This window comes from Rhodoferax sp. SPJ4, assembly GCF_058216275.1.
The window spans coordinates 77,386-89,277 of sequence record NZ_JBYZMN010000002.1 but is presented as its reverse complement, the minus strand read 5'-3'; the positions used below and the strand labels follow the sequence as shown (position 1 = coordinate 89,277).

General features: G+C 66.4%; 16 protein-coding genes. 1 reads left to right on the top strand and 15 read right to left on the bottom strand.

What is annotated here, in order from left to right; genetic code table 11:
* The first annotated feature begins 65 nt into the window (after window positions 1–65).
* On the top strand, window positions 66–1,205 hold the full coding sequence (locus tag AC4BAR_RS07855; protein ID WP_490627298.1) for a trypsin-like peptidase domain-containing protein: 1,140 nt from the start codon (window positions 66–68) through the stop codon (window positions 1,203–1,205).
* A gap of 56 nt (window positions 1,206–1,261) precedes the next feature.
* Here the strand turns inward: AC4BAR_RS07855 and tatC are convergent, their stop codons facing one another.
* The 15 genes from tatC to murA form a co-directional block, all read right to left on the bottom strand.
* Window positions 1,262–2,044, bottom strand: a complete 783-nt coding sequence (gene tatC / locus AC4BAR_RS07850) for a twin-arginine translocase subunit TatC (protein WP_490627297.1) — start codon at window positions 2,042–2,044, stop codon at window positions 1,262–1,264.
* 61 nt (window positions 2,045–2,105) lie between these two features.
* Complete coding sequence (gene tatB / locus AC4BAR_RS07845; protein ID WP_490627296.1) at window positions 2,106–2,591, bottom strand: Sec-independent protein translocase protein TatB; 486 nt, start codon at window positions 2,589–2,591, stop codon at window positions 2,106–2,108.
* A gap of 16 nt (window positions 2,592–2,607) precedes the next feature.
* A complete protein-coding gene (gene tatA / locus AC4BAR_RS07840) occupies window positions 2,608–2,850 on the bottom strand; it encodes a Sec-independent protein translocase subunit TatA (protein WP_490627295.1) in 243 nt (80 codons plus the stop codon).
* 100 nt (window positions 2,851–2,950) lie between these two features.
* Window positions 2,951–3,310 carry a histidine triad nucleotide-binding protein gene (locus tag AC4BAR_RS07835; RefSeq protein ID WP_490627294.1) on the bottom strand — a complete coding sequence of 120 codons (360 nt, stop codon included), beginning with the start codon at window positions 3,308–3,310 and terminating at the stop codon, window positions 2,951–2,953.
* Between the two features lie 12 nt (window positions 3,311–3,322).
* Window positions 3,323–3,673: a DUF4870 family protein gene (locus AC4BAR_RS07830; protein ID WP_490627293.1), complete on the bottom strand. Its 351-nt coding sequence runs from the start codon at window positions 3,671–3,673 to the stop codon at window positions 3,323–3,325.
* Complete coding sequence (locus AC4BAR_RS07825) at window positions 3,670–4,053, bottom strand: phosphoribosyl-ATP diphosphatase (protein WP_490627292.1); 384 nt, start codon at window positions 4,051–4,053, stop codon at window positions 3,670–3,672. Before AC4BAR_RS07825 ends, AC4BAR_RS07830 begins: the two co-directional genes overlap by 4 nt.
* Window positions 4,050–4,439: a phosphoribosyl-AMP cyclohydrolase gene (hisI, locus tag AC4BAR_RS07820; protein ID WP_490627291.1), complete on the bottom strand. Its 390-nt coding sequence runs from the start codon at window positions 4,437–4,439 to the stop codon at window positions 4,050–4,052. The genes AC4BAR_RS07825 and hisI overlap by 4 nt, the downstream gene beginning before the upstream one ends.
* 28 nt (window positions 4,440–4,467) lie before the next feature.
* A complete protein-coding gene (hisF, locus tag AC4BAR_RS07815) occupies window positions 4,468–5,247 on the bottom strand; it encodes an imidazole glycerol phosphate synthase subunit HisF (RefSeq protein ID WP_490627290.1) in 780 nt (259 codons plus the stop codon).
* 33 nt (window positions 5,248–5,280) lie between these two features.
* Window positions 5,281–6,024, bottom strand: coding sequence for a 1-(5-phosphoribosyl)-5-[(5-phosphoribosylamino)methylideneamino]imidazole-4-carboxamide isomerase (gene hisA / locus AC4BAR_RS07810; protein WP_490627289.1), 744 nt, complete (start codon window positions 6,022–6,024; stop codon window positions 5,281–5,283).
* 139 nt (window positions 6,025–6,163) lie between these two features.
* Window positions 6,164–6,832 carry an imidazole glycerol phosphate synthase subunit HisH gene (gene hisH / locus AC4BAR_RS07805; RefSeq protein ID WP_490627288.1) on the bottom strand — a complete coding sequence of 223 codons (669 nt, stop codon included), beginning with the start codon at window positions 6,830–6,832 and terminating at the stop codon, window positions 6,164–6,166.
* Window positions 6,833–6,883: 51 nt separating this feature from the next.
* Complete coding sequence (gene hisB, locus AC4BAR_RS07800; RefSeq protein ID WP_490627287.1) at window positions 6,884–7,501, bottom strand: imidazoleglycerol-phosphate dehydratase HisB; 618 nt, start codon at window positions 7,499–7,501, stop codon at window positions 6,884–6,886.
* Complete coding sequence (hisC, locus tag AC4BAR_RS07795; RefSeq protein ID WP_490627286.1) at window positions 7,498–8,589, bottom strand: histidinol-phosphate transaminase; 1,092 nt, start codon at window positions 8,587–8,589, stop codon at window positions 7,498–7,500. The genes hisB and hisC overlap by 4 nt, the downstream gene beginning before the upstream one ends.
* Window positions 8,586–9,929 carry a histidinol dehydrogenase gene (gene hisD, locus AC4BAR_RS07790; RefSeq protein WP_490627285.1) on the bottom strand — a complete coding sequence of 448 codons (1,344 nt, stop codon included), beginning with the start codon at window positions 9,927–9,929 and terminating at the stop codon, window positions 8,586–8,588. The genes hisC and hisD overlap by 4 nt, the downstream gene beginning before the upstream one ends.
* A 6-nt stretch (window positions 9,930–9,935) precedes the next feature.
* On the bottom strand, window positions 9,936–10,607 hold the full coding sequence (gene hisG / locus AC4BAR_RS07785) for an ATP phosphoribosyltransferase (RefSeq protein ID WP_490627284.1): 672 nt from the start codon (window positions 10,605–10,607) through the stop codon (window positions 9,936–9,938).
* Entirely contained in the window at window positions 10,604–11,869 is a 1,266-nt protein-coding gene (gene murA, locus AC4BAR_RS07780; RefSeq protein WP_490627283.1) for a UDP-N-acetylglucosamine 1-carboxyvinyltransferase, read from the bottom strand. Before murA ends, hisG begins: the two co-directional genes overlap by 4 nt.
* Between the last annotated feature and the right edge of the window lie 23 nt (window positions 11,870–11,892).

Below are 11,892 nucleotides of genomic sequence, written 5' to 3'. Positions count from 1 at the left end.
CAGCGCGCGCCTACAATTTGTCGACGGAGGCGCCCTCGCCTTGCCGCTGGAATGAGAAGCCCGCCATGAAACGACTCTGGTTGTTGTTCGCCCAAACCGCCACGGTGTTGCTGGCCGCCTACTTCGTGCTTGCCACGCTGCAGCCCGAATGGCTGAGCCAGCGGCCCAGCGCCTCGGTGGATCTGGTGGAGGCACCGGCGGTGACGGCGGGCACGCCCGCGCCGGGCAGCCTGGCCATGGCGGCCCGCAAAGCCTCGCCGGCGGTGGTGAGCATCAGCACCAGCAAGGCGGCCGAGCGCAGCCCACAGGCCAATGACCCCTGGTTCCGCTTCTTTTTTGGTGAGCGTGGTAACGAGCCGCAGGGGGGCCTGGGCAGCGGCGTGATCGTCAGCGCCAGCGGCTACATCCTGACCAACAACCACGTGGTCGAGGGGGCCGACGCGATCGAGGTCATCCTCAACGACGCCCGACGCACCCGGGCCAAGGTGATTGGCACCGACCCGGACACCGACCTGGCCATCCTGAAGGTCGAACTCGACCGGCTGCCGGTGATCACGCTGGGCAATTCCGACAACCTGCAGGTGGGCGACCTGGTGCTGGCCATCGGCAACCCCTTTGGTGTGGGCCAGACCGTCACCAGCGGCATCGTCAGCGCGCTGGGACGCAACCAGCTGGGCATCAACACCTTCGAGAACTTCATCCAGACCGACGCGGCCATCAACCCTGGCAACTCGGGCGGCGCGCTGGTGGACACCGCCGGCAACCTGCTGGGCATCAACACCGCCATCTACTCCCGCTCGGGCGGCAGCATGGGCATTGGCTTCGCCATCCCGGTGTCGACGGCCAAGGCAGTGCTGGAAGGCATTGTGAAAGACGGCCAGATCACCCGGGGCTGGATTGGTGTGGAACCCCAAGACCTGACCGCCGAACTGGCCGAGACCTTTGGCGTCAAGGCCAAGGACGGCGTGATGATCACCGGCGTGCTGCAGCGGGGCCCGGCCGCCCAGGCGGGCATCCGCCCAGGCGATGTGGTGACGCAGGTGGCGGGCGCTGTGGTGCACGACGTGACCGGCCTGTTGAGCGCGGTGGCCGCCCTGCCACCGGGGAAGCCGGCGAAGTTTCTCGTGCAGCGCAAGGAAGAGCAGCTGGCGGTGGAAGTCACGCCGGGCGTGCGGCCCAAACCGCCCAAGGCCCAACGCCCCTGAACCAGGACCACCCCTTCAGACCCGGCACGCGGCCGGTTTGAAAGACCGCTGACCGATCAGCGCTTGGTCACTTCGACACCTTCAGCGGGCGGCTGGGTGTGCTTAATGAACACCTGTGCTGCCCAGATGCCAACCTCGTAGAGCAGGATCATGGGAATGGCCAGGGCCAGCTGGGACACCACGTCCGGCGGCGTGATGACGGCGGCGATGATGAAGGCCAGCACCACAAAATAGCCGCGAAACTCCTTCAGCTTTTCGATGCTGACCATGCCCATGCGGGCCAGCACAATGACCACAATGGGCACCTCGAAGGCCATGCCGAAGGCCAGGAACATGGTCAACACAAAACTCAGGTAGGCCTCGATGTCAGGCGCCGCGGTGATGCTCTTCGGGGCAAAACCCTGGATGAACTTGAACACCTGGCCAAACACGAAGTAGTAGCAAAACGCCACCCCGATGAAGAACAGCACCGTGCTGGACACCACCAGGGGCAGCACCAGCCGCTTCTCATGGGCGTACAGGCCGGGGGCCACAAAAGCCCACATCTGGTACAGCACCACCGGCAGGGCCAGCAGAAAAGCCGTCATCAGCAGAATCTTCAGCGGCACCACAAACGGCGAAATCACCGAGGTGGCGATCAGCGTCGCCCCCTTGGGCAGGGTGTCGATCAGAGGGTGGGCCAGGATGTCGTACAGGGCGGCGGGGCCGGGAAACAGCGCCAGCACGGCACCGGCCACGGCCACCGCGATCATGGCGCGCACCAGGCGGTCGCGCAGCTCCATCAGGTGCTGGACAAAGGGCTGTTCAGAGCCTGCGAGTTCGTCTTGAGGGTCGGACATGGAAGAGGGACTCGTTCAAAGGGGGTCAGGCCCCAGCGCCGTGTGGGAAATTCCCCACCCATCAACCCGGTTTGACAGGACGGTAGCGGGCCACACGGGCCGCACCGGACAAGGCCCGGGTGCGTACGCCGGTGCGGGCTTTGTACCAGCTGGGCACGGCGCCGCGCTTGCTGCGCCATTTCTTGTTCGGGTTGCGGTATTCCGGGACCACCGCTTCCTTGATGTAAATCGAACCGGGCTCCGGCTCCTGGGGGTTGTGATAAACCTCGTCGGCCACCTGGGCCATCTGCTTCTCGAACGCGTTGGCACCGGTCTGCACCGAGTTCTGCACGTCGCGCGCCGCGGCCTCCATGCTGTCCTTCATGGTCTTCAGGTCTTCCAGCTCGATCGAGCGGTTGACCTCGGCCTTGACATCGGACACGTAGCGCTGGGCCTTGCCCAGCAAGGTGCCCACGGTGCGCGCCACGCGCGGCAGTTTTTCAGGACCGATGACGATGAGAGCGACGGCACCGATCAGCGCCATCTTGGACAGGCCAAGGTCAATCACTGGTGCTTACCCGTGCTCAAGACTTGCTCTTGGCCTCGACGTCGATCGTGGTCTTGTCGGCGGTGGTGGCGTTGGTCGTCACCTTGGCGGTCTCGGCCGGCTTGTCCTCGGCCGTGGCCGAACCGTCCTTCATGCCGTCCTTGAAGCCCTTGACCGCGCCACCGAGGTCAGAGCCCATGTTCTTGAGCTTCTTGGTGCCGAACACCATCACCACGATCAACAGCACGATCAGCCAGTGCCAGATAGAAAAAGAACCCATGAATGCCTCCTAGAAATTGCTGTGATTTTAGGGCGCGGAAACCGCACCCTGTGAAATTCCGCAAGGATTAACCCTAAGCCGGTCACCGGCCGTCACATCTTCAGCCGCGCAACCAGGGCCGCGGGCCACCCATCACATGGAGGTGCAGGTGGTGAATTTCCTGGCCGCCCTCGGCACCGGTGTTGGTGACGATGCGAAAGCCCCCTTCGGGGTAAGGGCGGCAGCCCTCTTGCAGCGCCAGCTTGGGCGCCAGGGCCATCATCCGGCCCAACAAGCCGGCATGGTCGTCGGTGACACCGGCCATCGAGTGCAGGTGCAGCTTGGGAATCATCAGAAAGTGCACCGGCGCCCAGGGGTGCAGGTCGTGGAAGGCGAAGATTTCGTCGTCTTCATAGACTTTGCGCGACGGGATCTTGCCGGCGGCGATTTTGCAAAAGATGCAGTTCGGATCGGTGCTCATGGACGTTGGGCCTCAGGCCATTCGGGATTGGTGGAAACGCAGCCAGCCGCGCAGGCAGCGGTACAGGTACCACAGCCCCACCACGGTGTAGGCCACCGCGCCGGGCAGCACCAGCAGCCACAGCGGCGACAACAGCACCAACCAGCCCACGGTCCACCAGAAGGTGCGGACCATGTAGTTGTGGTGGCTCAGGTAAACCGGGTCGACCTCGTCGGCGCGCAGCACACAGTTGACGATCAGCGCCACCACCGCCAGTGTGCCCGCTGTGGCCCAGGCCAGCGTGTGGGCGGCATACAGCGCATGCATGGCCAGCCGCTGGTTGTCGGTCTTGCCGTCGGGAATGACCACCGTGACCTCGCTCATGGTCGGGGCTGGCCCTCGCTGTGCTCGCGGTCCACCGCCTTGCGCAGCGCTTTTTCCTCGATGCCGCTGGTGCCTTCGCGACGCTCCAGCTCGGCAATCACATCGGCCGGGCTGAGCCCGTAATGGGCCAGCGCAATCATCGAGTGAAACCACAAATCGGCCACCTCGTAGACCAGCTTGGCCTTGTCGGCGCCATGGTCCACGTCCTTGGCCGCCATCACCGTCTCGGTGGCCTCTTCGCCGATTTTCTTCAGAAAAGCGTCCGGGCCCTTGTGCAGCAGCCGGGCCACGTAGCTGGTGGCCGGATCGCCACCGTGGGCGACCTTGCGGCTTTCGATGATGGCGGCCAGGCGCGCCAGGGAGTCCTGAGAGGTGGTCATTTGTAAATCGATTCAGGGTCTTTCAGCACCGGCTCGGTGGCCACCCAGGCGCCGTCCTTGTACAGGCTGAAAAAGCAGCTGTGGCGACCGGTGTGGCAGGCGATGCCGGGCTCGTGGCCCAGTTGGGTAACTTTGAGCAGCACCACGTCGTTGTCGCAGTCCAGCCGGATCTCATGCACGGTCTGCACATGGCCCGACTCCTCGCCCTTGAACCACAGTTTGCGGCGCGAGCGGCTGAAATACACCGCCCGGCCCAGCTCGGCGGTTTTTTGCAGCGCCTCGCGGTTCATCCAAGCAAACATCAACACGTCGTTGCTGCCTTGTTCCTGCGCGATCACGGGCACCAGGCCCTGATCGTCCCATTTCACGCTGTTGAGCCAATCCATGGCTGGATTGTGCTTGAAACCGCGCGGCTTACAGCCGGACGGGGATGCCGCGCAGGGCCATCTGGGCCTTGGCCTGGCCCACGGTGAACTCGCCGTAGTGGAAGATGCTGGCGGCCAGCACCGCGTCGGCGCCGCCCTGCTGCACGCCGTCGGCCAGGTGGTCCAGCGTGCCCACGCCGCCAGAGGCGATCACCGGCACGCTGACCGCGTCGCTGACCGCCCGGGTCAGCGCCAGGTCGAAGCCCGACTTGGTGCCGTCGCGGTCCATGCTGGTCAGCAGGATCTCACCGGCGCCCAGCCGGGCCATTTCGGTGGCCCAGGCCACCGCGTCCAGCCCGGTGTTCTTGCGCCCGCCATGGCTGTAAACGTCCCAGCCGGCACCGCGGGTGGCCGCGTCCTCGGCGCTGCGGCGCTTGGCATCGATGGCCACCACGATGCACTGGGCCCCGTACTTGGCCGAGGCCTCGGCAATCACCTGCGGGTTGGCAATGGCCGCGGAGTTGAAGCTGGTTTTGTCGGCGCCGGCGTTGAGCAAACGGCGCACATCGTCCACCGTGCGCACGCCGCCACCCACCGTCAGCGGGATGAAGACCTGGGACGCCACCGCCTCGATGATGGGCAGAATCAGGTCGCGGCCATCGCTGGTGGCGGTGATGTCGAGGAAGGTCAGCTCGTCGGCGCCCTGCTCGTTGTAGCGGGCGGCAATCTCCACCGGATCGCCGGCGTCGCGCAGCTCCACGAAGTTGACACCCTTGACCACGCGACCACCGGTCACGTCGAGGCAGGGGATGATTCTTTTGGCCAGCATCTCAGCGCCCATCCCGGCGGCAACGCCGGGTGCTCACTTGATGCCCAGTTCGTCGGCGCGGGCCTGCCCGGCGGCGAAATCCAGGTCGCCGGTGTAGATGGCCCGGCCGCAAATCACGCCCTCGATGCCCTCCGATTCCACGGCACACAGCTGCTCGATGTCGGCCATGTTGGACAGGCCGCCAGAAGCGATCACCGGGATGGTCAGCGCCTGCGCCAGCTTGACGGTGGCGTCGATGTTGATGCCGCTGAGCATGCCGTCGCGGCCAATGTCGGTGTAAATGATGGATTCGACGCCGTAGTCCTCGAACTTCTTGGCCAGGTCGATCACCTCGTGGCCGGTGAGCTTGCTCCAGCCGTCGGTGGCCACTTTGCCGTCCTTGGCGTCCAGGCCAACAATGATGTGGCCGCCAAAAGCGGTGCAAGCGTCCTGCAGGAAACCGGGGTTCTTCACGGCGGCGGTGCCGATGATCACGTAGCGCAGGCCGGCGTCGAGGTAGCGCTCGATGGTGTCGAGGTCACGAATGCCGCCACCCAGCTGCACGTCGATCTCGCCACCCACTTCCTTCAGGATCTTCTTGATGGCCAGTTCGTTCTTGGGCTTGCCGGCGAAGGCGCCGTTCAGGTCCACGAGGTGCAGGCGTCGGGCGCCCTTGTTGACCCAGCTGCGCGACATCAGCGCCGGGTCTTCCCCGAAGGTGGTGGATTGGTCCATGTCGCCCTGTTTCAGGCGCACACAGTGACCGTCTTTCAAATCAATCGCGGGAATGAGAAGCATGGTGCCGGAAGGAGCGAAGGGAGAACTCGGGTTAGAAAAATGAAGCCGGCAAAGCCGCCGCGCTGGCCCGCCCGTGGCAAGCCGAGCCTCCCTCGGGAGGCAGCGCAGCGCACGCGGTGAAAAGCGCGGGGGTCACGATTCAGGGATTCCAGTGGAGAAAGTTGCGGTACAGGGCCAACCCCTGGTTGGCGCTTTTCTCGGGATGGAACTGGGTTGCAAAAATATTATCGCGTGCCACGGCCGCCGTAAAGAGGCCGCCGTAGTCGGCCTCGCCCGCATTGTGGCGCGCATCCGACGTTCGGGCATAGAAGCTGTGCACAAAATAGAAATGGCTGCCGTCGGGCACGCCGGCCCACACCGGGTGGCGTTCCGCGCCATGGCCACACTGGAAAACCTGGTTCCAGCCCATCTGCGGCACCTTGTAGCGGCTGCCGTCGGGCTGGGTCCGGCCGGCCAGATCGAACTTGACCACCTCGCCAGGGATCAGGCCCAGGCCGTCGGTGGGGCCTTCTTCGCTGCGGTCCAGCAGCATCTGCATGCCCACACAGACGCCGAACAGCGGCTTGCGGGCCGCCGCGTCCAGCACCGCATCGAGCAGGCCGGATTCGCGCAGCTCACGCATGCAGTCGGGCATGGCGCCCTGGCCGGGCAACACCACCCGGTCGGCGGCCAGCACCTGCTGCGGGTCGCTGGTGACAACCACCCGCACGCCGCTGCCATCGGCCGCGGCCTGCACCGCCTGCGACACCGAGCGCAGATTGCCCATGCCGTAGTCCACCACCGCCACGGTGTTTGCTGCGTTGTTCATGACCACCAGTTCAGAAGGGGCGCTGGGCAGAAGGCGACTGAAGACACGCCATCACAAGGAGCCCTTGGTCGACGGGATCACGCCGGCCGAACGCGGGTCGCGCTCCAGCGCCGCGCGCAGCGCGCGGGCAAAGGCCTTGAACACCGTCTCGGCCTGGTGGTGGGCGTTGTCGCCGCGCAGGTTGTCGATGTGCAGCGTGACAAAGGCGTGGTTGACGAAGCCCTGGAAAAACTCGTAGGCCAGCTGGGTGTCGAACGCGCCGATCATGCCGCTCTTGAAGGGCACATGCATTTCCAGGCCGGGGCGGCCGGAGAAGTCCACCACCACCCGGCTCAGCGCCTCGTCCAGCGGCACATAGGCGTGGCCGTAGCGGCGGATGCCTTTTTTGTCGCCCACCGCCTTGGCCACTGCCTGGCCCAGCGTGATGCCCACGTCTTCCACCGTGTGGTGGCCGTCGATGTGCAGGTCGCCAACGGCCTGGATGTCCAGGTCGATCAGCCCATGGCGGGCGATCTGGTCCAGCATGTGGTCGAAGAAGCCGATGCCGGTGTGCAGCTTGGCCTGGCCCGTGCCGTCGAGGTTGAGCTTGACGGTGATCTGGGTCTCGGCCGTGTGGCGCGTGACCTCGGCGGTGCGGGGGGCGTGTTGGAGCGGGTCGGCGGTGGTCATAGGGCTTGTTGGAAGGCGGCCAGCATGCGGGCGTTTTCAAGGGCGGTGCCCACGGTCAGCCGCAGGCATTGGGCCAGCAATGGGTGCATTTTAGAAACGTTCTTCACCAGCACCCCTTGGGCCTTCATGCCGTCGAAGGTTTTTTGTGCGTCGGGCACCCGCACCAGCACCATGTTGGCGTCGCTGGGCCAGGCCTTGACCTGGGGCATGGCGGCCAGCGCCGCCATCAGCTGGCCACGCTGGGCCACGATGTCGGCGGCCTGGGCGGCGAACACCGCCGCGTGTTCCAGCGCGAACAGCGCGCATTCGGCGTTGAGCACACTGACGTTGTAGGGCGGACGCACCTTGTCCACCTCGTGGATCAGCGTCGCCGGGCCCACCATGTAGCCCAGCCGCACGCCGGCCAGGCCGAACTTGCTGAGGGTGCGCATCAGCAGCACATGGCGGTGGCGTTCGGGCTGCTGGCGAATCACATCCAGGTGGCTGCGGCTGGCAAAGGGCTGGTAGGCCTCGTCGATGGCGACCAAACCGCCCTGCTGCCCCACCGCGTCGATGATGCGGGCCATGGCGCTGGCGTCCCACAGGTTGGCCGTCGGGTTGTTGGGGTAGGCCAGGTGGACGATGGCCGGGTGGTGCTCGGCAATGGCGGCCAGCATGGCCTGCTCGTCCAGCTCGAAGTCGGCGGTCAGCGGCACGCCGACAAAGCGCAGGCCTTGCAGCTGGGCGCTCATGGCGTACATCACAAAGCCCGGCACTGGCGCCAGCACCACCGCGCCGGGCTGGTCGCAGGCCAGGGTCAGCAGCGAGATCAGTTCGTCCGAGCCATTGCCCAGCATCAGCGCCTGACCCTCGGCCAAGCCGGTGTGGACGGCCAGCGCGCGTTTCAGGTCGTCGATGCGCTCGCCAGGGTAGCGGTTCAGCGGCACCGTGCCCAGCCGCTGGCCCAGCGCCGCCTGCAATTCAGCGGGCAGCAGGTGGGGGTTTTCCATCGCGTCGAGCTTGACCATGCCGGCGGCGTCCTGCACCACATAGGCGTGCATGGCCCGCACGTCGGGGCGGATGCGGTCCATGGGCTGGGGCGCGTTCATGCCGCACCCCGCATCGGTGGCACCACGGTCAGCCGCAGCTCGGCTGCACGGGCATGGGCCTGCAGGCCTTCGCCATAGGCCAGTTCGGCCGCCACCTGACCCAGGGTCTGGGCGCCCTGGGCGCTGACCTCGATCAGGCTGCTGCGCTTCTGAAAGTCGTACACGCCCAGCGGCGAGGAAAAGCGCGCGGTGCCGCTGGTGGGCAGCACATGGTTGGGGCCGGCGCAGTAGTCGCCCAGGCTTTCGCTGGTGTAGGCGCCCAGGAAGATGGCCCCGGCGTGCACCAGCAAGGGCTCCCATCGGTGCGGCTCCTGGCTGGAGACCTCCAGGTGCTCCGGCGCAATGCGGTTGGAAATGGCGCAGGCCTCGGCCATGTCGCGGGTCAGGATCAGCGCGCCGCGGCCGCTGAGGCTTTTGGCGATGATCTCGGCGCGCGGCATGCTGGGCAGCAGGCGGTCGATGGCGGCCTGCACCGCGTCGATGTAGGCCGCGTCGGGGCACAGCAGAATGCTTTGCGCCAGCTCGTCGTGTTCGGCCTGGCTGAACAAGTCCATGGCCACCCAGTCGGCCGGCGTGCTGCCATCGGCCAGCACCAGGATCTCACTGGGGCCGGCAATCATGTCGATGCCCACCGTGCCAAAGACCCGGCGTTTGGCGGCGGCCACATAGGCATTGCCCGGGCCGGTGATCTTGTCGACCTTGGGCACGCTGGCCGTGCCGTAGGCCAGCGCCGCCACCGCCTGGGCGCCGCCGATGGTGAAGGCGCGGCTGACGCCGGCCACATGGGCGGCGGCCAGCACCAGCGCATTTTTTTCGCCCTTGGGCGTGGGCACCACCATGATGATCTCGCCCACCCCGGCCACATGGGCGGGAATGGCGTTCATCAGCACGCTGGACGGGTAGGCGGCCTTGCCGCCGGGCACGTAAATGCCCACCCGGTCGAGTGGCGTGACCTTCTGGCCCAGCAGCGTGCCGTCTTCGTCGTGGTAACTCCAGCTCTCGCCCGAGGCTTTTTTCTGCGCTTCGTGGTAGCTGCGCACGCGGCGGGCAGCCGACTCCAGCGCGCTGCGCTGGGCGGCAGGCAGGCCGTCGAAAGCGGCTTTCAGCTCGGCCTGGGTCAGCTCCAGCGCCTGCATGGAGGTGGCGGCCAGGCCGTCGAAGCGCTGGGTGTACTCCAGCACCGCGGCGTCACCGCGCTGCAACACATCGGCCAGGATGTCGGCCACCCGCTGTTCGATGGCGGCGTCGGTGTCGGCCGACCAATGCAGCCTGGCCTTGAAATCGGCCTCGAAGCTGGTCGAGGCGGTGGACAGTCGGGCGGGGGTGGCGGCCAAGTTCATGGTGGGTCAGGCGGCTTTCTGCGGCACGGCCGACGCGAACGCATCGATGATGCGGCGGATCGGGGCCTGCTTGAGTTTGAGCGCGGCCTGGTTGACCACCAGGCGGGCGCTGATGTCCATGATGCGCTCCACTTCCACCAAGTGGTTGGCCTTGAGCGTGCTGCCGGTGGACACCAGGTCGACGATGGCGTCGGCCAGGCCGGTCAGTGGCGCCAGCTCCATGCTGCCGTAGAGCTTGATCAGGTCCACGTGCACGCCTTTGGTGGCGAAGAAGTCGCGCGCAATGCCCACGTACTTGGTGGCCACCTTCAGGCGCGAGCCCTGGGTCACGGCGTTGGCGTAGTCAAAATCGGCCCGCACCGCCACGCTCATGCGGCATTTGGCGATCTGCAGGTCCAGCGGCTGGTAGAGGCCGGCGCTGCCGGCCGCACCGCCCCACTCCAGGCCGTGCTCGATCAGGGTGTCCTTGCCGGTCACACCCAGGTCGGCACCGCCGTACTGCACATAGGTGGGCACGTCGCTGGCGCGCACCAGCACCACCCGCACGTCGTCTCGGTTGGTCGGCAGGATCAGCTTGCGCGACTTCTCCGGGTCTTCCAGCACCTCGATGCCAGCGGCCCGCAGCAGCGGCAGGGTTTCGTCGAAGATGCGTCCTTTGGACAGGGCCAGTGTGATCATTTCACTCTTTCAATGTCGGCGCCCAGGCCGCGCAGTTTGGCTTCCATCTGGTCGTAACCGCGGTCCAGATGGTAAATCCGGTCGACCAGGGTCTCGCCGTCGGCCACCAGGCCAGCGATCACCAGGCTGGCCGAGGCCCGCAGGTCGGTGGCCATGACGGTGGCGCCCGACAGCTGGGGCACGCCCTCCACCAGCGCCACCTTGCCGTCGATCTGAATGGCCGCACCCAGGCGCACCAGCTCGTTGACGTGCATGAAGCGGTTCTCGAAGATGGTCTCGGTGACCTTGCTGGCGCCCTGGGCGATGGCGTTCAGCGCCATGAACTGGGCCTGCATGTCGGTGGGAAAGCCGGGGTATTCGGTGGTGCGAAAGCTCTGCGCCTTCAGCCGGCCCGTGGCACGGACACGGATGCCGCCGTCCACCGCCTCGACCTGGGCACCGGCGTCGCGCAGCTTGTCGATCACCGCGTCCAGGTGGTCGGCCCGGCCGTCGCGCAGCAGCACGTCGCCACCGGTGGCGGCCACGGCGCACAAAAAGGTGCCGGCCTCAATGCGGTCGGCCACCACCTGGTGGGTGGCGCCATGCAAGGCGTTGACGCCCTGGATATGGATGCGGCGGCTGCCATGGCCCTCGATGCGGGCGCCCATGGCGATCAGCATCTCGGCCAGGTCGGTGATTTCCGGCTCCTGGGCGGCGTTTTCCAGCACCGTCTCGCCCTCGGCCAGCGTGGCGGCCATCATCAGGTTCTCGGTGCCGGTGACGGTGACCATGTCGGTGGTGATGTGGGCGCCCTTCAGTCGGCTGCGGCCGGCCGGCAACTTGGCCAGCATGTAGCCGTGCTCGACCACGATCTCGGCACCCATGGCCTGCAGGCCCTTGATGTGCTGGTCCACCGGCCGCGAGCCGATGGCACAGCCGCCGGGCAGCGACACCTTGGCATGACCGAAGCGGGCCAAGAGCGGGCCCAGCGCCAGCACCGAGGCTCGCATGGTCTTCACCAGCTCGTAGGGCGCTTCGGGGTTGTTCAGGCCACCGGCGTCCAGCCGCACACTGTGCTCGTCGGTTTGCTCAATCGACACGCCCATGTTGCGGATCAGCTTGAGCATGGTGGCCACGTCTTGCAGGCGTGGGGTGTTCAGCAGCGTGACCGGCTCGGCCGTCAGCAGGGCTGCGCACAGCTCGGGCAGGGCTGCGTTCTTGGCGCCTGAAATTCGCACCTCGCCGTGGAGCGCACGGCCACCGCGAATCAACAGCTTGTCCATAGGGTTCTCGTCAAAATCGTCTC

Excerpts from the sequence above, each read along its gene's own strand:
- AC4BAR_RS07855 (WP_490627298.1), top strand. The coding sequence starts at position 66 with ATGAAACGACTCTGGTTGTTGTTCGCCCAAACCGCCACGGTGTTGCTG.
- tatC (WP_490627297.1), bottom strand. The coding sequence starts at position 2,044 with ATGTCCGACCCTCAAGACGAACTCGCAGGCTCTGAACAGCCCTTTGTC.
- tatA (WP_490627295.1), bottom strand. The coding sequence starts at position 2,850 with ATGGGTTCTTTTTCTATCTGGCACTGGCTGATCGTGCTGTTGATCGTG.
- AC4BAR_RS07835 (WP_490627294.1), bottom strand. The coding sequence starts at position 3,310 with ATGAGCACCGATCCGAACTGCATCTTTTGCAAAATCGCCGCCGGCAAG.
- AC4BAR_RS07830 (WP_490627293.1), bottom strand. The coding sequence starts at position 3,673 with ATGAGCGAGGTCACGGTGGTCATTCCCGACGGCAAGACCGACAACCAG.
- AC4BAR_RS07825 (WP_490627292.1), bottom strand. The coding sequence starts at position 4,053 with ATGACCACCTCTCAGGACTCCCTGGCGCGCCTGGCCGCCATCATCGAA.
- hisI (WP_490627291.1), bottom strand. The coding sequence starts at position 4,439 with ATGGATTGGCTCAACAGCGTGAAATGGGACGATCAGGGCCTGGTGCCC.
- hisF (WP_490627290.1), bottom strand. The coding sequence starts at position 5,247 with ATGCTGGCCAAAAGAATCATCCCCTGCCTCGACGTGACCGGTGGTCGC.
- hisA (WP_490627289.1), bottom strand. The coding sequence starts at position 6,024 with ATGCTTCTCATTCCCGCGATTGATTTGAAAGACGGTCACTGTGTGCGC.
- hisH (WP_490627288.1), bottom strand. The coding sequence starts at position 6,832 with ATGAACAACGCAGCAAACACCGTGGCGGTGGTGGACTACGGCATGGGC.
- hisB (WP_490627287.1), bottom strand. The coding sequence starts at position 7,501 with ATGACCACCGCCGACCCGCTCCAACACGCCCCCCGCACCGCCGAGGTC.
- hisC (WP_490627286.1), bottom strand. The coding sequence starts at position 8,589 with ATGAACGCGCCCCAGCCCATGGACCGCATCCGCCCCGACGTGCGGGCC.
- hisD (WP_490627285.1), bottom strand. The coding sequence starts at position 9,929 with ATGAACTTGGCCGCCACCCCCGCCCGACTGTCCACCGCCTCGACCAGC.
- hisG (WP_490627284.1), bottom strand. The coding sequence starts at position 10,607 with ATGATCACACTGGCCCTGTCCAAAGGACGCATCTTCGACGAAACCCTG.
- murA (WP_490627283.1), bottom strand. The coding sequence starts at position 11,869 with ATGGACAAGCTGTTGATTCGCGGTGGCCGTGCGCTCCACGGCGAGGTG.